This is a genomic window from Qipengyuania sp. SM2512 (assembly GCF_054954005.1).
On the sequence record NZ_CM143134.1, the window covers coordinates 415824 to 435115 of the forward strand.

Sequence of the window (19292 nt, forward strand, 5' to 3'; positions counted from 1 at the left end):
CGGCGGCGGTCGGGTTACGAGGCGGCGAGCGGTCGCGGCCGGTTGCCGCTGGCCTTCATCTCGACCAGCGCCGCCGCGATCACCTTGTCGGAATGCGCGGGCTTCTGCACCAGCACGGCGTCGAGGTCGCCAAGGCCCTTTTCGCTGCGATCGAGATCGCCCGAATGGACGATAAAGGGAATTCCCATTTGCTGGAGCCGGCGCGCAATCGGCAGGCAGTCGGTGCCGTGGAGCAAGGTGAAATCGAGCACGGCCAGATCGATCGCCGGATCGCCGGTCTCGATCAGTGCCAGTGCCCGTTCCACCGATGGAGCGCTCAGATAGTCGAGACTGCGGTCTTCGGCAGCCATCTCCAGATCCATCAGGATCAGCGGCTCGTCATCTACCAGCAGAATGGTGTGGGTTTCGGCCAAGTGTCGTTCTCACCCTCGTAGCGGTATGGAGACAATCGCTTCGAACCCTTTCGGGTCCCAGCTGCGTTCGATCGTGCCCGATGCAGTCCGCAGGATTCGGTCGACGATGGCGCTGCCGGTACCCGCCGCGATGCTGCCGGGATCGATCCTCGGCCCGCCGCGCTCGCGCCATTCGACGACCAGAGTCTCGTCGGGCGCAGGCGAGTTCCAGTCGACGGTGACGGACCCCGTCTCGTTGATCCATGCTCCGTATTTGGTCGCGTTGGCGGCCAGTTCGTGCAGGACCAGCCCGACGATCGAGACCACCGAGAACGGCACGCGCGCGCCATTGCCGCGCAGGTCGAGCGGCGCGCCCTTGCGGCCGTAGGGATCGAGGATCGCATGGATCGCGTTGCCGATCTCGATCGTGCCGCTGGCGGCATCGTCGAGCGTGGTCTCGTAGGCGCGGCCCAGCGCCTGGATGCGATCGTTGATTTCGGCCGCTTCGCGTTGAACGCCGCGCATCCGTCCGGTGACGTTGACGATGCCCGAGATCACCGCGAACATATTCTTCATCCGGTGCGACAATTCGCGCGCCATCATACGGGCATGCTGCTCCTCGGCGCGGGCTACGCGCAGATCGGTGACATCCCACTGGCTGCCGAAGAAATAGGCGAGCTTGCCGTCCTCGTCGTAGATCGGCCCCAGATGCAGCGCGTTCCAGAAGGTCGAGCCGTCCTTGCGGTAGTTGAGCATCTCGACGATCACCACGTCTTCGTTGGCGATCGCCTCGCGCATCGCGGCGATTGGCGCAGGGTCGGTCTTGGGCCCCTGGAGGAAGCGGCAGTTGCGGCCAATCAGCTCGCCATCCTCGTAGCCAGTCAGTTCGCGAAAGGCCCGGTTGGCGAAGACGATCGGATTATCGGGCAGATGCGGATCGCTGAGGCAGATCGACATCCGGGTCTGCGCCATGGCCTGCTTGAACAGCATGCCGGGCGAGCCGGGAAAGGCATCCGCCGCGTGCTCGACCCCGAGCCGGTCGCTCGGCTCGTCGAACGCCGTATAGGTCTGCGCCGGCCGGGTCGGCCTTGGATCGTCGCTATCGTTCTTCACGGTTCCCGTCCTGTCCGGTCTCTGGGTCGCACTGCTTGAAATCTGAACCTATCATTTGTTTGTTCACGGTTTGCGGGGATTTTCGTTCCCCGGCGCGATCCACCAGACCAGGGTTGGACGATTGACCCGCCGCTAGGTTCCCCCCATTATCCGGGCATGGCGCGCCTCTACACCAGCTTCGCGGAATTCTGGCCCTATTACCTGCGCGAGCACGCGCGGCCGCGGACGCGGGCGCTGCATTACACTGGCACGACTCTGGTGGTGCTGCTGGCGCTGACGGCGCTTCTGAGCGGGAACTGGCTGCTGCTGCTCGCCATGCCGCTGGCGGGCTATTTCTTCGCCTGGATCGCGCATTTCACGGTCGAGAAGAACCGCCCCGCCACCTTCACCTATCCGCTGTGGAGCCTGGGTGCCGACTTCAAGATGTGGTGGCTTTGGCTGACCGGGCGGTTGCGACCCGAGCTCGAACGCGCCGGGGTCGCTCACAAGGATTAGGCCAGCGCGGCGGCGATCGTCAGGGTGCCGAGCCCAAGCGACAGCGGCAGCCGCAGAGCCATCCACCAGCGCGGCGCCAGCGCCCCGAGCCGCGCATCGAGTGCGGGGCTGATCAGCAGGCCGCCACCCAGCGCGACGAGCGAGGGTTCGAGCGGCAGCGCGCCGAGCAGCGGCGGTGCGAGCCCGGCGAAGGCGATCAGGCTGGGCAGCACCCCGGCCACCCACACCCAGCCATGCGTCCGGCGGCGATGCGCCGCGGGCGCGCAGGCGGCGATGCCCCACCATGTGCCGCCCAGAAAGGCGAAGATCAGACCGGCGTAGAGATAGGCCAGCAGCGCAGCGGGCTCATGCCATTCCGGCGGTCCTGCAAAGAGCGCGGCGACCATGCCGATCTGCGGCAAAAGACCTGCCAGGCCGAGCCAGCGCGGGAGGCCGGGAACCGCCCTCATTCCGCACTCTCGCTCATCGGCATGTTCATGGCGCCTCGCTGCCTTCGAAGGGCGTTCGATCGGTCCAGGCGCAGCCGAAGCGAGTCTCCTCGCCGATCTGCAGCGTGGCGACGAAGGGATAGGTCCGGTCGCTCATCCCGTCCGAGCATTCTCCCGGCGTCACCACCAGATCGAACGCATCGCCCTCGAGTTCGCCCGCGATCGACAGACCGTTGTTCCCGGCGAAGCGTTCGACCGAGATGGTGCGGCCATCGACATTCTCGGGTGTGCTGTATGTCAGCGTGCCGCCGGCGCTTTGCCCGCCCCAGAAGGGTTCGGTCCCGGTGAAATGGACCGTCTCGTCGGACGCGATCCCGTCGTAGCTCTCCACCGAACGCTCGGCGCCCGCGCCGTTCTGGCAGGCGGCAAGCAGCAGCGGCAGCGCTGCCAGCGCGAGCCCGCGGCGCACAAGCGAGGCGGGAAAATTGCGATCTTTCGGCATGCCGGTTCCTCGTCGTTGGTCTGCGCTGGCTCCGGCAATTGTCCTGCCGGGCCGCGAAACGCAAGGGCGGGTCCTGCCGAAGCAGGACCCGCCCTTGGTGTCGATTTGTCGTCGGTGCCGTACTGGCGCCGACTACTCGGGCATCAGCACCGTGTCGATCGAGTGGATCACGCCGTTCGAGGCGTCGACATCGGTGCCGGTGACGATGGCGGTGTTGCCCGCTGCGTCGGTCAGCACGACGTTGCCGCCGTCCATGGTGGCGGTCAGCGTGGCGCCGTTCACGGTGGTGAGCTCGTAGCCATCCGCGCCCGCACCTTCGATTGCCGCGGTCAGGGCGGCGGCCATCGTTTCGCCTTCGACGACGTGATAGGTCAGGATGTTGGTGAGGTCTTCACGGCCGGCTTCGCTCATCAACTCGTCGCGGGTCGCCTGCGGGATCTTGTCGAAGGCGGCGTTGGTCGGAGCGAAGACGGTGTAGGGACCCTCGCCCGAAAGCGTCTCACCCAGCTCCGCGGTGGTGACGGCCGAAACGAGCGTCGAGAAATCGGGGTTGCCCTGCGCGACTTCGACGATGTTGTCGGTCTCGCCGACCAGTGCGGCGTCTTCATTGGCCATCTGGTCGGCCAGTGCGGCGTCGTCCATCGCCGTGGTGTCGGCGGGCTCTTCGGCGCAGGCGACGATCGCCAGCGAGGCGGCGGAGGCGAGTGCAATTGCGAACTTGTTCATGGAAATTTTCCTTCTCTCGGAGGGTGGCGCGGTCGGCCGATATGCGGCGTGTTGTCCGCACCCTCGGCCCACCTACGGCTCAGACCGGGGGTGGTTCCGAAAAAGGCGAAATTATGGCGCCCGGCCTTTTGCAACCTTTGTTAAGCTGCGGAAAGACCGAAGCTATTCTCAGGCACACCCCTCGACCCAGGTCAGCTCGGGCTGCGCGCCGACGTGGATCAGGCTGACCGTCTCGTCGGTATCGATCTCGAAGTGGAGCCGCGCGTCGCGGCCCGGCTGGGTGAGATATTTGCCCGGCGCGGCGAGGTATTTGTGCGGGCTCTCCTCGAAACCGGGGAAGGCGGCGCGGACTTGGGCCTCGCTGGCGTCGGCGCCGATGCCCTCGACCAGCGCGACCTCGGACTCGTCCGAGACCGTGATCCGGCGGACCTCGCCGTCGACGGTCATGGCGTGGACCCCGGGATAGTCGGGCGAGCTGACGGTGCGGCAGGTGGTGCCGGGGATCTGCGCGCCGCGCGAGGCGAAGCTGCTACCCGCGGGGATCGGCTCGCCGATCCGCAGCTCGCCGAGGCCGCCGAGCGTGAGCGTGTCGGAATCCACGGCCCCGGGTTCCGGCGCGGCGGGTTGCGGCGCCGCAGGTTCGGTAGTGGCGACCGCAGCGTCGTCGGCGGCAGGCTCCTCAGCTTCGGGCGCGCAGGCGGCGAGCAGGACGAGCGGGAGCAGCAGCGCATAATGTTTCATCAAGCCCAAGCGCTCCTCTTGCCATCTCGTTCCCGCGCCCGTTCCCACGCCAGTTCCCGGAAACGCATTTTCCTGCCGGTTTCCTGTGACTTGGCTCGCCAGGCGGCGTAGACCGGCGGCGGGCATTCCGCCCGATTGGAACGAGCCATGGCCAAAGGCCAACAGAAGAAGAGCCGCGAGACGCGCAAGCCCAAGGCCGACAAGGGCCCCAAGCAGAACGCCTCCAACCCCAGCACCAAGCCCGGCGGGATCAAGGGGCTGGAGAACATGAAGAACGGCTGAGTTTCCGCGTAGCGGCCGGCTCCGCCGGGAGCCAGCCGCGCGCTCACTTCTTGTCCGGCTTGGCTTTGGGCTGAGCCTGCTTCGCCTTGTGCGCCGCGATGTCCTCGTCGATCATCGCGATCCGCTGGCGTTCCATCGAATCGCGCGGCAGGCCCTTGAGCCGGCAGGTCGCCCACAGTTTCTTGCGTTCGGATTCGAGCGCCTTGAGATAGAGATCCGCCATCGCCCGCGCTCAGCGCCCGTGCCGGTCGGACTTGCCGAAATGGCGGTCGAGCACGGTGACCAGCTTGGACGAGGCCGAACGCACCGCCGCATCGACATCGGCAGCCTCGGCGCTGGCGCTGAGCGGCGCACCGCCGCGCGGCCGCGCCTCGATGGTGCAGGCGATGTCCTCGGGCCCGCCCTTGGGACCGTTGGTGTCGCCGACATGCACCTCGAGCCGGGTCAGCCGCTCCTCGAACCGGCCGAGCCGCTCGCGCAGATGCGCCTCGACCCGCTCGGCCACGCCCGAGACGTGGGTGAGGGAATTGTCGGTGTTGAACTGGATATCCATGAGGCGGCGGGTGCTCCGTTGTTGCTGGGCCATGGCAGATGGGAATGCGAGTCCAACCGGGAAGCGGCTGGGCCGGTTCCCCGCTGCCCGGTTCCCCGCTGGCCGGTTGCCGTGTGCGATAGCCGCCGTCTGACACATTGGACAGGGTCTGCGGCAAAAAGCCCGATTTGTGTCGCCTTGGGCGCGAAAAGCGTCGCCTTGCGCGCCGAAGCGTAACCTTGGCCTGCGCGGAGTGTCGCCTTGCGGACGCAGAAGCGTCACCATGCCGCTCCCTCCGTGTAACCTTGCGGCCCGGCACCTTGCGACCTGTAACCTTGCGAACCGTAACCTTGCGAACTGCAACCTTGCGCTTCGCGGCTGTCCCAGGGGCCGCCCCGCCCCCGCAAGGCCCGCCGCTCGCGCCCCGCGGCGAGCGCCAGCGGCCAAGCCTGCGCCACCAGCGCCGAGCGGGCCTTGAGCCGATAGGCCGACTGCCGCGTCATCCCCACCGCCCGCGCCGCCGCCGCGACCTTGCCGCACTCCGCCAGCGCGCCGAGGAAGGCCAGCGCCTTGTCCGGGGTCCAGCGATAGTCGGTGTTGGGGCGCGGAGGGGCGGGCGCTGGGGACGCGCGGGGAGCGGGCGGGTGCGGGTCGGGGTGAGTCATCCGCGAGGATAAGCCACAGATGGGGGTCTGTAGGAAAATGGTTTTTGGGCCGGCAACAACAAAGAAGAATTGCCGGGGTATGTGCAGAAGGTTTTTGTGTAGGGACTAAGAAAACGCACGGGAGAAAATATGGCGACTCGAGTTGATCTGGTGACGGGCGATGCGCGCACAACGGAGTATAACGTTTGGTCGGGATGGATGGAAAGGGCGGCGACGCTGATAGACCGCCATCAAGACCTATGGGACGATGACGATCCGTTTGCATACAATGAAACTGCAAGCGTTGCGCTACTTGCAGCAGCCGGTTCTCTGGCAGGCCATGTTACTCTTGCCGAGTACTGCACGCAAAAGCTCGAACCCAAAAAAGACAAAACCAAGGCCCGGCGAAGAAAACGTCATGGCCGCGGTGATCTTTGGCTACACACCGACCGTCGGCATTGGGCGTTCGAATTCAAGCAACGCATGAGCGTCGGCGTGTCCCGGGCCAACGGTCGCCTACTGAGTTTGACCAACCAAGCGCGTCGGTGTGCCGCGGAGGTCATTGAGAAGGAAGACGGCCGCCCCGTCGCGGGCGTGGTGGTCTCGTTGTACTGGATCGACGATGACGATGTCGCAAAGCGCGCGGCAGACGAAATTGAGGAATTCGCTAGAAATAACGTCGCCTTTTGCTGGCGCCTGAGCCCGTCAAAAAACCGGCGGCAGACTTACCTTCTCTTCGACCCACTTTAGCGAAAATACAGCTACAGGAGGAGGTCGTGCAAATTATGCTGTGCCTTATTTAATTTTCCAATCGACGATTTCTAGACGCCCTTGTGACTATTGCGATAATCTAGAACCCGATCTCTGACTTCGCTCACATAGCTTTGAGTACGAAGATCATCGCGTGGTATACTGGTGTCAGGAAAGGCTGCTGCACACAGCGCGGCCAACCGGTCGATTTTTGCGTCATCTTGTTCGAAAAATTGTTCAAGGTTCTGACATGCCTCTCTAATACCACCTCGATTCAACAACGCCGGGCTCTCTCCCTCAAGAAAAAGCCGAACTGCCATTAAAACGTGCCAGCGGAAGCGACGGTATGCCCGATCTATGCGATTGTTGGATAGCAACAAAAGCAGTCTATACAGGCAATACGAGGAAGAATAATAGATTTCCTCTTTATAGGATGGATTGAAGACCATATCACGCATCTCACCTGTCAGGCGATTGGGATAGCGGCTTGCTAAATCCGGTCTCGCAAGAAACATAGAAGCAGAAGCGTGCGCGACCTCCTTGATATCGAACACCCTTATCGCCTTCACTTCTTCATCTGCAAATTGGTGCGTTCTCCTTTCAAAATAAAGACGATGCTCTTCATCGGCGCCACGAGCTTCGAAAAAGCGCTCGATCGCCTTAATAGCATCAAGAGTCGCGAGAAATTGTTCATCTTGAACTTTCGACTGCCTGTTCGTTGAGCGTACAATCTCGTCGATCAAACCTGCATCATCAGTTTCAATTATCTTAAGCATGAGAGTTGCATCTTCGGTCAGCTTCCCCCTTTCAGAAAAAAGAATATTGGATGTTTGGCATCCATTTACGATCTGAAAGTTTTTCAAAAATACTTCATTTCCCTGCACTCTAACATCTGGAGAAATAATAGTAATTCCATTATTTAGAACACCGAACCTTTTCTGTCGGTCCGCATCCTCGATGGTCTCAATTATCTCCGCGTTAACGTCATTATCGGACCCAATGTATGCCCGTACATTCTCGTCAAAGATATTCGTACGGAGCTTTCCTTTCTCATCCGAAAGAACCGACACCACAAAATCCTTCGCACGCGCCGTGACTACATACCCTTCCTCGATCTTTGGCGACTTAGGGAAAGACGCCATTCCAAGGACACTCAATGTAGTTTCAACCGCACCCTCAGCTGCGTTCCATTTCGCCAGAAGAACGTCACGATCAAGAAATTCGACAGCAACTTCACCGAAAAGCCCCGTTTCCTTTATGCCAAGATTCATTGTGTTGCGTGCGGCCCAAAGCTCACGCGCATTTTCTGGAGGAACTTGACCCGTCGTAGCGAAATAGGCTTCGCAATTTGGACGTCCTCCACTCAGCTTTCCTACGTTAGAAATTAGGGAATTAAACGTCGAATGGGCTGACTTCAAAAAGTCACTCATCGGGTATTCTGGCTTTTCCTTTAGAAAATCTTCCACCGCAGCTTTGAACGTATTAATTTCATGCTTTACCCAGCTTTCACCCGATTTTGACTGAGTAAAGACTACTGACGCCGTCACATCACGCTTACCCCCTTTCAGGATAAGATCTATCTCCTCAGGAGAGGAAACATACTGATCGTCGAGAAAAATCATCACTCCGTCCAAACCCGGATCGTCCCCCTCGTACACCAGGTCATTAGGAGACACGTTATCCGCAGTTATCGCAACGAAATATGACGTAATTTACAAAAGCCTCAAATGTCTTTGACTCTTTTTCCTTCACTTCAAACTGTTCCGCAAACGCTTTCAATTGTCCTGCGATAACGCGGTGCATTGGCATATTTGTATTCACCCAAAAATCTGTAACACATAAATCGTGTTACTTAGTGCACCGACAGACCCAGGAACGACAAGTAGTCCAGCCATCTTTTCCCTGAGAAATTCCGGCCGTGCCATATTGGCAAACGTTCCCGCCCAAATTTTGAAGACCCTCAACGATCACCCCAACCTCATCCCGCCCCCGGCGCCAGCGCGTAGGTGATCCGGATCCGCACCCACGCTCCCACCTGATACTCCCCGCCCACGCGAGGGGGGCGGACCTGGAATTGCCAGGCGGCGGCCTGCGCCGAGCGGGCGATCTGCGAGCCCGCGGGGCTCTCGCCGACGATCACGCATTCCTCGACCCGCCAGTTCGGTGCGGTCTTGCAGGCGATCAGCCCCCAGCCCGGCCCGCGCGCGGCGGAAAGGTAACCGGCCAGCTCCTGATGGCTGGGCTCGCGGTACCAGCGCGCGGCGTAGAGCGGCGAGCCGTCGGGGGCGCGGCCCACCACCTCGCTGTCGGGCGAGCCGGCGCGCGGGGTGTTGGCGGGGCCGTATTGCGCGCCGGGGCGGATCACCGCGGTGGCGCGCGGGGGCGTCTGCGGTGCGGGAGGAGCCTCGGGCTGCATCTCGGCCGGGGGCGGTGCGGGCGGCGCCGGGGGAATGAAGACCGGGCTCTCGCGCGGCAGCGCGGTCGGCGGGATGGTCAGCGGGCTGGGTTGCTGCGGGGTTGCGGGCGCGGGGTCCTGCGGCGTGGCAGGGTCGGGGGCGGGCGCGGAGGGGGCCGGCTCGGCTTCGGGCGCAGCCTGCGCCTCGGCCGCCTCGGGCTCGCTGGTCTCGCGGACATCGAAACTGGTGACGCTGGCGGTCTCGGGGCTGCCCGCCCCGCTGCCCACCCCGAGGCTGAGCAGCGCCCACAGGATCAGCAGCTCGATCGCGAGCGCGGCGGCGATCGCCCCGGCGCGGCGCGGGGCGCCCTCGGGAAGACGCAGGCGGGGAAGGCGCAGGCGCGCGAGCTCGGATCGCCTGCCGGGCTCCTCGCGAGCGCTGTGTTCGACGACCGGGATAGCGCTGTGTCCTGCCAGAATCCGTGAAAAGTGTCCGAGGAAGTGTCGGCGCCAGGCCGCAGCCCCTGGTCGCGAGGCGATGAATATCGCCTGACGGGGGCGCGGGGAATATCGCCCGACGAGAGCGCGGACGCAAGCCTCGCGGTTCGAGCAGCGCCTGCCCCCCATCACAGAAACCATTATCGCAGAAAGCGATCAGTGTGGCCGCAGCAATCGTCTGGAACGATTTGCCCCGCTCGCGCATCTTTCAACCATGAACCGCAACCTGTCCAAGACGCTGAGCTTTCTGGTCCTCCACCTGCTGGTCGGCTTCACCGTCGCCTATCTGTTCACCGGCTCGCTCGCGCTGGCGGGCGGGATCGCGCTGGTCGAACCGCTGGTCAACGCGGTGGTGTTCTTCTTCCACGAGCGCGCCTGGGAGCGTACGGGGGAGCGCAAAGACCGCCCGCCGCTGCTAGATATGCTGCTCCACCGCCACGGCGCGCAGGAGCGTTCGGCCTCCCGCTGACGCGTCAGGAGCTTGGTTCGATCACCTTGCCGAGCACCCGCGCGGTGCAGCGGTTGGGAATCCCGCCAACGCTCTGCGGCACCAGCACGGTGACGGTTTCGCCGCTGCACAGGCTGGTGCCGGCGAAGCGGGAGTCGAGCGCGATCGAGAACGACCAGTCGATATCGGGGCACGGGCCGAAGGTTTCGAGCAGATAGCGGTCGTTGACCCCGGTGTTGACATAGAGCCGTTCCTCGCCGCGCGGGCCGTCGGGCGCTTCGGAATAGCCGTTGATCTGGCGGGTGAAGAAGCACTGGCGCTCGGACGAGAGCGCGACCGGCTCGATCGGCTCGGGTTCGCCCTGCGTGCAGCCGGCCAGCGCGAGGCTGGCGGCGAGCGTGCCCAGGAGGGCGGCGGAAGGGGAATGCGGGGTCGAGGGGTTCATCGCGGTTCTCCATTGGCGATACAGGGTCAATGGGCGGAGGCGCGGGTCGGTTCCGGCGGGCCGCGAGCCAGGGCGGGGAACAAGCCCTGCCACCGCGCGCTCTAGACGACCGGAAGCGCAAAGGAGCATTCCCCACCATGGCCGACAAGAACCCCAAGCAGCATCTCGCCCACATCGCCGAGGCGATGAAGGACATCGATTTCGCGATGCTGAGCACCCACACCAAGGACGGCCAGATCGGCGCGCGCCCGATGAGCAACAACCGCCAGGTCGATTACGATGGCGACAGCTATTACTTCACCTGGGAAGACTGCCTGATGGTGGACGACATCAAGCGCGACCCCAAGGTCGGGCTCTCGCTCCAGGGCAAGGGCTCCGAGGACGGCGCGCCGGGGATCTTCATCTCGATCGAGGGCAAGGCCGAGATCGTCCGCGACAAGGCGCAATTCAAAGAGCACTGGGTGGACGAACTCGACCGCTGGTTCGAGGACGGCGTGGACACCGAAGGCATGATCCTGCTCCACGTCCACGCCACACGCGCCGCCTATTGGGACGGCGAAGAGGAAGGCGATTTCGATATCGAGTAGGCGGGCCGGAAATCCCCCTCCCGCTTGCGGGAGGGGCCAGGGGTGGGCTGGAAACTCCTCAGGCGGCGCGCAATTGCGGCGCGGCCTCGCGCATGACCCGGAACGCCGAGCGCAGGAACATCAGCGCCATCAGCGAGCCGATCACGATGTCGGGCCAGGGCGAGGCCAGCCACCAGACCAGCACGGCGGCGAGGATCACGCCGGTGTTGTTGATCAGGTCGTTGCGCGAACATTCCCAGGTGCTCGCCATGTTGACGTCCTGATGGCGGAAGCGGGTGAGCAGCCGGAAGCAGACCAGATTGGCGACCAGCGCCACCGCGCCGAACCCCAGCATCAGCGCCGAGGACGGCGGCACCCCGCTCTGGATCTTGAGCGCGACGTTGACCGCGATCCCGATGCCCAGCGCCAGGATCACCACCCCCTTGAGCATCGCCGCCCCCGCCTTCCAGCGGTCGGAACGCGCGAGCGCATAGAGGCTGACCGCATAGACCAGCGCATCGCCCAGCATGTCGGAGGCATCCGCCATGAGCGCGGCCGACCCGGCGATCACCCCCGCCCCGAATTCGAGCACGAACATCACCGCGTTGATCGCCAGCACGATGACGAGCACGCGCCGCTGGTCGGCCTGGCGGGCGAGCGTCTCGAGCGTGGCGGATTTGGCGGAGCAGCAGTCGGCGGACATGGCGGCTATGTGGCTTAGGGGCGCGGTGGGGGCAAGGCCCCCTTCCCGCAGCCTTTCACCTGATCTCAAGGTATCGCGGCGATATTCGCGGCATGGAGACCGTGAACTTCCTGCTCGATCGTCCGCTGGCTCTGCTGGTCGTGCTATTGATCGGCGCGCTGATCGGGATCGGCTTCGAACGCGCGTTCGCGAAAGCCGATGCGGCGAGGCGCAAAGCCTATTGGCGGGGCCGCAATGCGGGGAAGTTCGGCAAGAAGGGCCCCAGCCTCAAGACCATCGAGGCGGCGGAACGCAGGCAAAGGGCGGCCTCAGGCAGCGCAGCGACAGGCCCACAAGACGCCGCGCACTTTGCGGCGGATCAGCTCAAGCTGGTGAGCGGGGCCAGCTTCACCGCGCGCAGCCTGCTCAACCGGTCGGAGGCCAAGGTCTTCACCGCGCTCGACAAGGCGGTGATCGCGCGCAACCCCGGCTGGCAGGTGATGGCGCAGGTCAGCCTCGGCGAGTTCCTCGCCAGCCCCGACGACGAGGCCTTCCGCGCGATCAATTCCAAACGCGTCGATTTCGCGCTGATGGACGAGCACTGCCGCGTGGTCCACGCGCTCGAATATCAGGGCTCGGGCCACCATTTGAACGCCTCGACCGCCGCGCGCGACGCGGTGAAGAAGGAAGCGCTGCGCAAGGCGGGGACCGGCTATCACGAGGTGGTCGCGGGGCACACGACGCCGGGTGAGTTGCGGGCGCTGGTGGAGAGGTTGGTTCCGCAGCCTAGGGACGCCAATCAGGTTGACTGTTCCTGATTTGCGGAATTGAAAACTTTGTCTCGACTTACCTCCATCCATCAAACTACATGCTGATCATTGGTTAGGGGGAACTATGGCAAACTACACTATCAGCGACATATTGGAGCAGGTAAAGAACGGACAGATCAGGGTTCCCGCGTTTCAGCGCGGCTTCGTTTGGGATGCCGAGCGTGTCGCTTATCTGATGGATTCCATTTACAAGAGCTTCCCATTCGGATCCCTCCTTCTTTGGCAATCTAAAGAACGTTTGGAAATTGAAAGAGACCTCGGTCCATTTAAAGTTCCCGAACTGAAGGACGATTATCCGGTCTTTTACGTATTGGACGGACAGCAACGTATCACTTCAATCTTTGGAGTTTTTCAAAATGGCCTTGAGCCTACCGAAGATGCTGCTTGGCTGGACATTTATTACGACCTGAGCGCAGACCAGTCAGCACAAGAAAATCAATTTGTCGCACTGAAACCGGACGAAAGCGAAGATGCGAGGTACTTTCCGCTTCGGAGCCTCTTCGACGTCGAGAAGTACGCGGAGCTCACGCGCTCGCTGAAAGATGTTGACGCATTAAAACGCATCGACGCAATGCGAAATCGCTTCACAACGGTGCAAATTCCTGCGCAGATCACAAAGACTGAAGATAGAGCGACCGTCGCCATTATTTTTGAACGGGTAAATCGCCAAGGAGTTGCGCTGAATACTTTTCAACTTTTTACCGCTTGGACTTGGAGTAACGACTTCCTTCTTCAGACTCAGTTTGAGGAACTAGCCGACGAGATCGAGCCTTTCGGATTCTCCGATGTAGGATCAGATACGAACCTTTTGTTACGCTGTTGCTCAGCAGTTCTGACCGGTGACGCCTCACCCAAGGCGCTGATGGAGCTTAACGGTGAAAATGTAAGACAAAACTTCGACAAAATTACAAATGGAATAAAGTATGCGATAGACTATGTGAGGACGAATTATAAGGTCGAGAAGCTTGCGAACTTGCCTTTCTCAACACAACTTGTACCACTCGCAGTTTTTTTCGCTGTGCCAGGCAATAAGGAAGCCTCATACACCGACGCCCAGAGGAAGCAGATTGATCGATGGTTCTGGCGCTCATCCCTGTCCCGTCGCTATAGTTCCGGTGTGCTGAGGAACTTAAAAAACGATATAGCCGAAATGGCAAAATTGAGGGCTGGTGAGGCTTCTAAGCTTGGAGAATTTGCTGTCACCGTTGATGCGGATTTTTTCAAAGATAACATATTCGGCATCGGGAATGTAAACACAAAGACATTTATCTTAATATTGGCAAGTTACTTGCCAAGATCTTTTATATCAGGCGCTCTGGTTGATCTCGCTGAAAAATTGAAGGATGCCAACAGATCTGAATTTCACCATTTGATGCCGAAACAATTTCTCAAAGAATCTGGTCAGTTAGCATATCCGGATAGTTGCCTTGCAAACTTTGCCTTTCTGTCTCGAGCAGATAATCGCAAACTCGGGGGGCGCGCGCCATCGGACTACAGGACAGATATGCAAGGAGACATATCTGCGACCCTGAGTGCAGCGCTCTGTCCTGAATCTCTGTTCGAAGATGATTATTCGAAGTTCATTGAGGAGCGCACTGATCTCTTACTGAGCGATGCAGAAGCAAGAATTGGATAATCGAGGCCGCTTCGGTCCTGCTGCCGATCACCCTGGCCGATGTATAACTCGCGCCCGGTTTCGTTGTAGACGCAGCTCATCTGCCTCCATCCCCTCACGCACTCCTCGACCTGTCCGGATGAGGCCTTACTCTTGATGTTCCCGCTCGTCAGAAGCAGTCCGCCCCCTCAAACCACCCCCTTCACTCCCCCCGCCCCCTCGCGCTGCGCCCTCGGCAGCAGCACCGCGAAGGCAACCGTCACCAGCAGCAGCGCGGGGACGTCGCCCAGCAAATGGCCGCGGTGCATCGGGTCGGCGAGCGACTGGAGCGCCATGATCGCGGCGTGGACCGCGCTCGACACGGCGGCGAACCAGATCAGCGAGGCATGCGCGAGCGGGTCGCGCGCGGCGGCGATCAGGAACACGCCCAGCGTGGCATAGACCCCGACGATCATCATGAAATATTGCGAGGCCGAGGGCGCGCCCGCGTGCCAGGCCCAGCCCGCGGGCCAGACCACGGCAAGCGGCCAGACGAGGCAGAACACCAGCCCGAAGGCGACGAGCAGCACTTGCAGCAGGCGGTATGCGGACATGGCAGGCGTCCTCTTTCATGGAGGCGCGGCCCGCGAAGCGTGTCTGCCCTTTCGCGCGCGCGGTCAATCCTGGCCGGGTGGCTTGCCCTCCCCCCGGGCTCCCCCCGGCCCTCACCCCGCCCGCGCCGCATCGCGCCGCATCGCTTCAGCCATAAAACGAGCGGAACGACCGGTTGTCGCTGCGCAGAAAGGCGCTCGGGCTCTCGCTGAAGAAGCGCTGCATGGCGCGGTTGAAATGGGCCTGGTCGTAGAAGCCCGCCTCCTGCGCGACCACGGCGAGGCTGGCTTCGTCCTGCGCGGACAACAGGCCGACGGCCCATTTGATCTGCATGACCTGCGCGAAGAATTTCGGGCTCATCCCGACCGCGTGCTGGAACCGGCGGCGCAGCTCGCGCGGCGCGATGCCCGTCTGCGCGCACAGCTGCGCGATGCGTACCATGCCGTGGTCGCGCTCGATCGCGCCCACGACATGCTCCACCGCCTCGTCTGCGGGCAGGCAGCGCTCGGCGAGCCGCGTGAAGAAGGCATTGGCCTGCGCCACATGCCCGTCGCGCGAGCCGCCGGGGCCGAGCGAGAAGCACCGGCCCGCAAGGCACGCGCGCTCGGGCGCGATGTCGGCCAGCTCTGCGGCCAGGCCAAGGATGTCGCTTCCCGCCGTGCCGAACAGCCGGTGGTGCCCGGTGGCGGTCAGCTCGGCGATGGTCACCCGCAGCGAATGGCGGTGGCAGAAACGAAGGTCGTGATCGGTGATCTGGCCGCACAGGAACCACCGGGTCCGGCGGCTGACGACGCGCCGGTCGATGGTTAAATAATCGCCGCGATTGCCGCCGAAGAAATTGACGAAATAGCAGAAGCCGGTGGGTTTGGCCTGCACGGTTAGGTCGGCAGCCAGCGGGCGGTTGGCGTAGAGATAGCGCCGCACCCAGGGCCGCAGCTGGCCGGGTGCCTGAACTTCTTCGAAGTCGGGCTCTTGCGCCATCGCCGATCTTTACAAGACATCGGGTTTTCGAGCGAGAATAAACGGGCCGGGTCGCATGACAGGGTTTCGGGGAGGAACAATCATGGCGCAATGGGTGAGGAGGCAATCGAAACGGACGCTGGCGGCGGGCACGGGCGCTGCGCTCGGTCTGATCGCGCTGGTCGCTGCGGGGCCGGCCGAGACGGGTTCGGGCGAAACAGGCATGGCCGAAGCAGGCATGGCCGAGGTCGACCGCGTCCAGCTCGCGGTGTCGGATGGCGGCGGTGCGGCTTGCCCGCGCGATGCCACGCTGACCGCATGGGCGCACACCGATGGCCCCGGCACGGTGCGCTTCGTGATCCACAATGCCGGCGGCGGCAAAACCGGCGAATTGGAGGCGCAGGCGGTCGCCGGCGCGGCGGGGACCTATCTCGCGACCTATCGGCACAGCTTCAAGATCACCACCGACACCGATACACGCTACCGGGCGCAGGCCGTGGGATCGGGCGAAAGCTCCAACTGGGTCCCGCTCAGGGCGACCTGCGGCCCGCAGGCGCGGAGCGAAACCGCGGCAACCGGTTCCACCGGCCGACCGCCCGCGAGGGGGGCGGAGGAAAGCCGCGCGAGAGAGGCCATGGGCGAGGCCACCGGCGGCGGCAATACTCCCGGTGCCGGCGCGCCCCCGGCGCGAGGCGGCTCGGACAGCAGGCCGAACTCGGGCGGGAAGCCCGCGGGCACGAGCAAGCCGAACTCCTCGAGTGGCGAAGGCGGCGCGGGCGGCAAGCAATGCGGGAGCCAGATCTCGTCCACCCGCCTCGGCGCGGTGACGCGGGAGGGAGGCAAGATGACCGCTCAGGTGGGGTGGATGGCCGCAGTCCAGAGCGAACATTCGAGGAGCTGGGCCGAATGGGCCAACGCCAAAGATCGCTCGCTGAGCTGCAAGCGAGCGGGGCTGCTGTGGACCTGCAAGGCATCGGCGCGGCCCTGCGAGCCGTGAGAAGTCGGCGAGCCGGGGAGGGCATCGGTTCGCGCGCCGCTCTGCGGTTTAGCCCTCTCCCCGCTCCGCGCCGCCACTCGCCAGCCGCCGGTGTTCGTCCACGCTGCGGCGCATTTCGCTCGCCTGCAGGTGCAGCGCCTTGCCGCTCAGCCGGATCTCGCGGCTTTGCTGGAAGAAGCCGAGCACCAGCCACAGGAAGGCGAGCGGGCTCGACACCCCGCCGAGGAAATCGCCTAGCTCGTTGAGCCGGAGGTCGGCGGGGTTCTGGCCCTGGACGAACAGGTAGAGCGTCACCCCCGCGACATAGAGCGCCGAGAGGACCAGCCCGACCAGCGGCAGGCGCCGCCGCTCGCGCCGGTCGTCGAGTATCGCGCCGGTCTCGGTGGCGGTCCCGGTTCCGGCCTCGGTGGCAGCATGGGTTTCAGCCATGGGCGCTCTCCTATCCCGTAAAAGTCGGCCGAGGCCGCGGCCGGGCCGGTCGCCAGCCTATGTCGCCGGGCCGACCCCGTCCACCTCGTCTTCGGGCAGGTACAGCCGCTCGCCCTTCTCCTTGTAGCGGCGCGACATCTCTTCCATCCCCTCTTCCGCATTCTCGCGCGCTTCGGGCGGGGTCTCGTTGCGGATGTTCTCGGCGGCGAGATAGCTGTCCGAATTCTGCCTGGCGGCGAAATCGCGCACTTCCTGGCTGATCTTCATGCTGCAGAATTTGGGCCCGCACATCGAGCAGAAATGCGCGGTCTTGGCGCCTTCCGCGGGGAGCGTCTGGTCGTGATATTGCTCGGCAGTGTCGGGGTCGAGGCTGAGGTTGAACTGGTCGCGCCAGCGGAACTCGAAGCGCGCCTTGCTCAGCGCGTCGTCGCGGACCTGCGCCGCGGGGTGGCCCTTGGCTAGATCGGCGGCGTGGGCGGCGAGCTTGTACGTGACCACGCCGACCTTCACATCGTCGCGGTCGGGCAAGCCGAGGTGCTCTTTCGGCGTGACGTAGCAGAGCATCGCGGTGCCGTACCAGCCGATCTGCGCCGCGCCGATGCCGCTGGTGATATGGTCGTAGCCGGGCGCGATATCGGTGACGAGCGGGCCGAGCGTGTAGAAGGGCGCCTCACCGCAGGCCTCCAATTGCTTGGTCATGTTCTCCTTGATCTTGTGCATCGGCACGTGGCCGGGGCCCTCGATCATCACCTGCACGTCCTGCGCCCAGGCGCGCTTGGTCAGCTCGCCCAGCGTGTAGAGTTCGGCGAATTGCGCTTCGTCATTGGCGTCGTAGATCGAGCCGGGGCGCAGGCCGTCGCCGAGCGAATAGGCGATGTCGTAGGCCTTGCAGATCTCGGTGATCTCGTCGAACCGCTCGTAGAGGAAGCTCTCCTTGTGGTGCGAGAGGCACCATTTCGCCATGATCGAGCCGCCGCGGCTGACGATCCCGGTCATCCGCTTGGCCGCCATCGGCACATAGGGCAGGCGCACGCCCGCGTGGATGGTGAAATAGTCGACGCCCTGCTCGGCCTGCTCGATCAGCGTGTCGCGGTAGATCTCCCAGGTGAGATCCTCGGCGACCCCGCCGACCTTCTCGAGCGCCTGATAGATCGGCACGGTGCCGATCGGCACGGGGGAGTTGCGGATGATCCATTCGCGGGTGTCGTGGATGTTGCGCCCGGTGGACAGGTCCATGACGGTGTCGGCGCCCCAGCGGATCGACCAGACCATCTTGTCGACTTCGTTGGCGACGTCCGAGGCAACCGCCGAGTTGCCGATATTGGCGTTGATCTTGACGAGGAAATTGCGCCCGATCGCCATCGGCTCGCATTCGGGGTGGTTGACGTTGGAGGGGATGATCGCGCGGCCCCTCGCCACTTCGTCGCGGACGAATTCGGGGGTGACGTAATCGGGGATCTGGGCGCCCCAGTCCTCGCCGTCGCGGGTGTATTCGGCGAGGCGGGCGCGGCCCAGGTTCTCGCGCTCGGCGACGTACTCCATCTCGGGGGTGATGATCCCGCGGCGCGCGTAGTGCATCTGGCTGATGTTGCCGCCGGCTTTCGCGCGCAAGGGGCGGCGCAGCGCGGCGGGGAACGGCGGAACGCCACCCGAGCGATCGGGGCCGAGCTGGCCGTTATCCTCGGGGCGGACTTCGCGCGGGGCGTATTCCTCGACGTCGCCGCGCGCGAGCTGCCAGTCGCGGCGCAGCGCGGGAAGGCCCGCCTGGATGTCGATGCTGGCGGCGGGGTCGGTGTAGGGGCCCGAGGTGTCGTAGACCCGCACCGGCGCCTCGCCGCCCGCGAGATCGATCTCGCGCATCGCCACGCCCAGCTTGCCGACATGCACCTTGCGGCTGCCGCGGATCGGGCCGGTGGTGACGGTTACCGGCTCACCGGTGGGGCTGATCTCGTGCGGGGAATTGATGTCGGCCATGGGGTCACTCTCCTCGGGCGGGAGAGAGATTTCCGGCGCTACGCGAAGCGACAGAGCCGGCCCTCCCTCCGCCCGTATTAACGGGTTCAGGTTCGACGGGTCGGGCAGCGTGACCTGCCCCTCTCAGCCAGCACTGGCTCCCCGGGGATGGGGATGTCTAACGCATTTGCCGGTCGGGTGGAAGGGGAAGCGGGGCCCAGTCGTCATCCCAGCGAAAGCTGGGATCTCGGCCAGGTAGAGGACCAGGTGGCGAGAGA

The 19292-nt window shown here is 63.7% G+C and carries 25 protein-coding genes and 1 riboswitch; of the genes, 8 read left to right on the forward strand and 17 right to left on the reverse strand.

Annotation, left to right across the window (positions count from 1 at the left end):
• Positions 1 to 14: 14 nt before the first annotated feature.
• Positions 15 to 413, reverse strand: a complete 399-nt coding sequence (locus ACQ5J0_RS02080) for a response regulator (protein WP_462568874.1) — start codon at positions 411 to 413, stop codon at positions 15 to 17.
• A 9-nt stretch (positions 414 to 422) separates the two neighbouring features.
• The gene (locus ACQ5J0_RS02085) at positions 423 to 1505 is read right to left on the reverse strand and encodes a PAS domain-containing protein (RefSeq protein ID WP_462568875.1); all 1083 of its coding nucleotides are present in this window, start codon (positions 1503 to 1505) and stop codon (positions 423 to 425) included.
• A gap of 156 nt (positions 1506 to 1661) precedes the next feature.
• On the opposite strand from ACQ5J0_RS02085, the gene ACQ5J0_RS02090 reads away from it, so the two are divergent.
• Positions 1662 to 2000, forward strand: coding sequence for an Mpo1-like protein (locus ACQ5J0_RS02090; protein ID WP_462568876.1), 339 nt, complete (start codon positions 1662 to 1664; stop codon positions 1998 to 2000).
• On the opposite strand, the gene ACQ5J0_RS02095 is transcribed toward ACQ5J0_RS02090, so the two are convergent.
• From ACQ5J0_RS02095 to ACQ5J0_RS02110, 4 genes are all read right to left on the reverse strand, one after another.
• Positions 1997 to 2449, reverse strand: a complete 453-nt coding sequence (locus ACQ5J0_RS02095) for a DUF3429 domain-containing protein (protein ID WP_462568877.1) — start codon at positions 2447 to 2449, stop codon at positions 1997 to 1999. The genes ACQ5J0_RS02090 and ACQ5J0_RS02095 overlap by 4 nt on opposite strands.
• 25 nt (positions 2450 to 2474) lie before the next feature.
• Positions 2475 to 2930: a COG3650 family protein gene (locus ACQ5J0_RS02100; RefSeq protein WP_462568878.1), complete on the reverse strand. Its 456-nt coding sequence runs from the start codon at positions 2928 to 2930 to the stop codon at positions 2475 to 2477.
• A 132-nt stretch (positions 2931 to 3062) separates the two neighbouring features.
• Entirely contained in the window at positions 3063 to 3656 is a 594-nt protein-coding gene (locus ACQ5J0_RS02105; RefSeq protein WP_462568879.1) for a fasciclin domain-containing protein, read from the reverse strand.
• A 168-nt stretch (positions 3657 to 3824) separates the two neighbouring features.
• Positions 3825 to 4397: a hypothetical protein gene (locus ACQ5J0_RS02110; RefSeq protein WP_462568880.1), complete on the reverse strand. Its 573-nt coding sequence runs from the start codon at positions 4395 to 4397 to the stop codon at positions 3825 to 3827.
• A gap of 147 nt (positions 4398 to 4544) precedes the next feature.
• Here ACQ5J0_RS02110 and ACQ5J0_RS02115 point away from each other — a divergent pair, with 147 nt between their 5' ends.
• The gene (locus ACQ5J0_RS02115) at positions 4545 to 4679 is read left to right on the forward strand and encodes a hypothetical protein (protein WP_462568881.1); all 135 of its coding nucleotides are present in this window, start codon (positions 4545 to 4547) and stop codon (positions 4677 to 4679) included.
• A 43-nt stretch (positions 4680 to 4722) separates the two neighbouring features.
• Here ACQ5J0_RS02115 and ACQ5J0_RS02120 read toward each other — a convergent pair whose 3' ends face one another.
• From ACQ5J0_RS02120 to ACQ5J0_RS02130, 3 genes are all read right to left on the reverse strand, one after another.
• Positions 4723 to 4902, reverse strand: a complete 180-nt coding sequence (locus ACQ5J0_RS02120; protein ID WP_462568882.1) for a hypothetical protein — start codon at positions 4900 to 4902, stop codon at positions 4723 to 4725.
• Positions 4903 to 4911: 9 nt separating this feature from the next.
• Complete coding sequence (locus ACQ5J0_RS02125) at positions 4912 to 5265, reverse strand: HPF/RaiA family ribosome-associated protein (RefSeq protein ID WP_462568883.1); 354 nt, start codon at positions 5263 to 5265, stop codon at positions 4912 to 4914.
• Between the two features lie 224 nt (positions 5266 to 5489).
• Positions 5490 to 5876 carry a hypothetical protein gene (locus ACQ5J0_RS02130; protein WP_462568884.1) on the reverse strand — a complete coding sequence of 129 codons (387 nt, stop codon included), beginning with the start codon at positions 5874 to 5876 and terminating at the stop codon, positions 5490 to 5492.
• Positions 5877 to 6005: 129 nt separating this feature from the next.
• On the opposite strand from ACQ5J0_RS02130, the gene ACQ5J0_RS02135 reads away from it, so the two are divergent.
• Positions 6006 to 6605, forward strand: coding sequence for a hypothetical protein (locus ACQ5J0_RS02135; RefSeq protein WP_462568885.1), 600 nt, complete (start codon positions 6006 to 6008; stop codon positions 6603 to 6605).
• A 71-nt stretch (positions 6606 to 6676) separates the two neighbouring features.
• Here the strand turns inward: ACQ5J0_RS02135 and ACQ5J0_RS02140 are convergent, their stop codons facing one another.
• Positions 6677 to 8227 carry an AIPR family protein gene (locus ACQ5J0_RS02140; protein ID WP_462568886.1) on the reverse strand — a complete coding sequence of 517 codons (1551 nt, stop codon included), beginning with the start codon at positions 8225 to 8227 and terminating at the stop codon, positions 6677 to 6679.
• A gap of 356 nt (positions 8228 to 8583) precedes the next feature.
• On the reverse strand, positions 8584 to 9627 hold the full coding sequence (locus tag ACQ5J0_RS02145) for a hypothetical protein (protein ID WP_462568887.1): 1044 nt from the start codon (positions 9625 to 9627) through the stop codon (positions 8584 to 8586).
• 85 nt (positions 9628 to 9712) lie between these two features.
• Here ACQ5J0_RS02145 and ACQ5J0_RS02150 point away from each other — a divergent pair, with 85 nt between their 5' ends.
• Positions 9713 to 9967, forward strand: a complete 255-nt coding sequence (locus ACQ5J0_RS02150) for a DUF2061 domain-containing protein (RefSeq protein ID WP_462568888.1) — start codon at positions 9713 to 9715, stop codon at positions 9965 to 9967.
• Positions 9968 to 9971: 4 nt separating this feature from the next.
• On the opposite strand, the gene ACQ5J0_RS02155 is transcribed toward ACQ5J0_RS02150, so the two are convergent.
• Positions 9972 to 10391: a DUF6491 family protein gene (locus ACQ5J0_RS02155; RefSeq protein ID WP_462568889.1), complete on the reverse strand. Its 420-nt coding sequence runs from the start codon at positions 10389 to 10391 to the stop codon at positions 9972 to 9974.
• 137 nt (positions 10392 to 10528) lie between these two features.
• Here ACQ5J0_RS02155 and ACQ5J0_RS02160 point away from each other — a divergent pair, with 137 nt between their 5' ends.
• The gene (locus ACQ5J0_RS02160) at positions 10529 to 10978 is read left to right on the forward strand and encodes a pyridoxamine 5'-phosphate oxidase family protein (RefSeq protein WP_462568890.1); all 450 of its coding nucleotides are present in this window, start codon (positions 10529 to 10531) and stop codon (positions 10976 to 10978) included.
• A 58-nt stretch (positions 10979 to 11036) separates the two neighbouring features.
• On the opposite strand, the gene ACQ5J0_RS02165 is transcribed toward ACQ5J0_RS02160, so the two are convergent.
• Positions 11037 to 11660: a cation efflux transmembrane domain-containing protein gene (locus ACQ5J0_RS02165; protein ID WP_462568891.1), complete on the reverse strand. Its 624-nt coding sequence runs from the start codon at positions 11658 to 11660 to the stop codon at positions 11037 to 11039.
• A gap of 92 nt (positions 11661 to 11752) precedes the next feature.
• Between ACQ5J0_RS02165 and ACQ5J0_RS02170 the strand changes: the two genes are divergently transcribed.
• Together ACQ5J0_RS02170 and ACQ5J0_RS02175 are read left to right on the forward strand one after the other, a co-directional pair.
• Positions 11753 to 12457: a DUF2726 domain-containing protein gene (locus tag ACQ5J0_RS02170; RefSeq protein ID WP_462568892.1), complete on the forward strand. Its 705-nt coding sequence runs from the start codon at positions 11753 to 11755 to the stop codon at positions 12455 to 12457.
• Positions 12458 to 12533: 76 nt separating this feature from the next.
• Positions 12534 to 14105 (forward strand): GmrSD restriction endonuclease domain-containing protein, encoded by a 1572-nt coding sequence (locus ACQ5J0_RS02175; protein WP_462568893.1) that lies wholly within the window; start codon positions 12534 to 12536, stop codon positions 14103 to 14105.
• 167 nt (positions 14106 to 14272) lie between these two features.
• Here ACQ5J0_RS02175 and ACQ5J0_RS02180 read toward each other — a convergent pair whose 3' ends face one another.
• Together ACQ5J0_RS02180 and ACQ5J0_RS02185 are read right to left on the reverse strand one after the other, a co-directional pair.
• Positions 14273 to 14677: a DUF6632 domain-containing protein gene (locus ACQ5J0_RS02180; RefSeq protein WP_462568894.1), complete on the reverse strand. Its 405-nt coding sequence runs from the start codon at positions 14675 to 14677 to the stop codon at positions 14273 to 14275.
• A 145-nt stretch (positions 14678 to 14822) separates the two neighbouring features.
• Positions 14823 to 15656, reverse strand: coding sequence for a helix-turn-helix domain-containing protein (locus ACQ5J0_RS02185; protein WP_462568895.1), 834 nt, complete (start codon positions 15654 to 15656; stop codon positions 14823 to 14825).
• A gap of 82 nt (positions 15657 to 15738) precedes the next feature.
• Between ACQ5J0_RS02185 and ACQ5J0_RS02190 the strand changes: the two genes are divergently transcribed.
• Positions 15739 to 16632: a hypothetical protein gene (locus ACQ5J0_RS02190; protein ID WP_462568896.1), complete on the forward strand. Its 894-nt coding sequence runs from the start codon at positions 15739 to 15741 to the stop codon at positions 16630 to 16632.
• 48 nt (positions 16633 to 16680) lie between these two features.
• Here ACQ5J0_RS02190 and ACQ5J0_RS02195 read toward each other — a convergent pair whose 3' ends face one another.
• Both ACQ5J0_RS02195 and thiC read right to left on the reverse strand, forming a co-directional pair.
• Positions 16681 to 17061, reverse strand: coding sequence for a hypothetical protein (locus ACQ5J0_RS02195; protein ID WP_462568897.1), 381 nt, complete (start codon positions 17059 to 17061; stop codon positions 16681 to 16683).
• 57 nt (positions 17062 to 17118) lie between these two features.
• Positions 17119 to 19035 carry a phosphomethylpyrimidine synthase ThiC gene (gene thiC, locus ACQ5J0_RS02200; RefSeq protein WP_462568898.1) on the reverse strand — a complete coding sequence of 639 codons (1917 nt, stop codon included), beginning with the start codon at positions 19033 to 19035 and terminating at the stop codon, positions 17119 to 17121.
• A 46-nt stretch (positions 19036 to 19081) separates the two neighbouring features.
• Positions 19082 to 19189, reverse strand: a riboswitch (TPP riboswitch).
• Positions 19190 to 19292: the final 103 nt, after the last annotated feature.

Coding starts and splice junctions, on each gene's coding strand:
- ACQ5J0_RS02090 (WP_462568876.1), top strand. CDS start 1,662: ATGGCGCGCCTCTACACCAGCTTCGCGGAATTCTGGCCCTATTACCTG.
- ACQ5J0_RS02095 (WP_462568877.1), bottom strand. CDS start 2,449: ATGAGGGCGGTTCCCGGCCTCCCGCGCTGGCTCGGCCTGGCAGGTCTT.
- ACQ5J0_RS02100 (WP_462568878.1), bottom strand. CDS start 2,930: ATGCCGAAAGATCGCAATTTTCCCGCCTCGCTTGTGCGCCGCGGGCTC.
- ACQ5J0_RS02105 (WP_462568879.1), bottom strand. CDS start 3,656: ATGAACAAGTTCGCAATTGCACTCGCCTCCGCCGCCTCGCTGGCGATC.
- ACQ5J0_RS02110 (WP_462568880.1), bottom strand. CDS start 4,397: ATGAAACATTATGCGCTGCTGCTCCCGCTCGTCCTGCTCGCCGCCTGC.
- ACQ5J0_RS02115 (WP_462568881.1), top strand. CDS start 4,545: ATGGCCAAAGGCCAACAGAAGAAGAGCCGCGAGACGCGCAAGCCCAAG.
- ACQ5J0_RS02120 (WP_462568882.1), bottom strand. CDS start 4,902: ATGGCGGATCTCTATCTCAAGGCGCTCGAATCCGAACGCAAGAAACTG.
- ACQ5J0_RS02125 (WP_462568883.1), bottom strand. CDS start 5,265: ATGGCCCAGCAACAACGGAGCACCCGCCGCCTCATGGATATCCAGTTC.
- ACQ5J0_RS02130 (WP_462568884.1), bottom strand. CDS start 5,876: ATGACTCACCCCGACCCGCACCCGCCCGCTCCCCGCGCGTCCCCAGCG.
- ACQ5J0_RS02135 (WP_462568885.1), top strand. CDS start 6,006: ATGGCGACTCGAGTTGATCTGGTGACGGGCGATGCGCGCACAACGGAG.
- ACQ5J0_RS02140 (WP_462568886.1), bottom strand. CDS start 8,227: ATGATTTTTCTCGACGATCAGTATGTTTCCTCTCCTGAGGAGATAGAT.
- ACQ5J0_RS02145 (WP_462568887.1), bottom strand. CDS start 9,627: ATGGGGGGCAGGCGCTGCTCGAACCGCGAGGCTTGCGTCCGCGCTCTC.
- ACQ5J0_RS02150 (WP_462568888.1), top strand. CDS start 9,713: ATGAACCGCAACCTGTCCAAGACGCTGAGCTTTCTGGTCCTCCACCTG.
- ACQ5J0_RS02155 (WP_462568889.1), bottom strand. CDS start 10,391: ATGAACCCCTCGACCCCGCATTCCCCTTCCGCCGCCCTCCTGGGCACG.
- ACQ5J0_RS02160 (WP_462568890.1), top strand. CDS start 10,529: ATGGCCGACAAGAACCCCAAGCAGCATCTCGCCCACATCGCCGAGGCG.
- ACQ5J0_RS02165 (WP_462568891.1), bottom strand. CDS start 11,660: ATGTCCGCCGACTGCTGCTCCGCCAAATCCGCCACGCTCGAGACGCTC.
- ACQ5J0_RS02170 (WP_462568892.1), top strand. CDS start 11,753: ATGGAGACCGTGAACTTCCTGCTCGATCGTCCGCTGGCTCTGCTGGTC.
- ACQ5J0_RS02175 (WP_462568893.1), top strand. CDS start 12,534: ATGGCAAACTACACTATCAGCGACATATTGGAGCAGGTAAAGAACGGA.
- ACQ5J0_RS02180 (WP_462568894.1), bottom strand. CDS start 14,677: ATGTCCGCATACCGCCTGCTGCAAGTGCTGCTCGTCGCCTTCGGGCTG.
- ACQ5J0_RS02185 (WP_462568895.1), bottom strand. CDS start 15,656: ATGGCGCAAGAGCCCGACTTCGAAGAAGTTCAGGCACCCGGCCAGCTG.
- ACQ5J0_RS02190 (WP_462568896.1), top strand. CDS start 15,739: ATGGCGCAATGGGTGAGGAGGCAATCGAAACGGACGCTGGCGGCGGGC.
- ACQ5J0_RS02195 (WP_462568897.1), bottom strand. CDS start 17,061: ATGGCTGAAACCCATGCTGCCACCGAGGCCGGAACCGGGACCGCCACC.
- thiC (WP_462568898.1), bottom strand. CDS start 19,035: ATGGCCGACATCAATTCCCCGCACGAGATCAGCCCCACCGGTGAGCCG.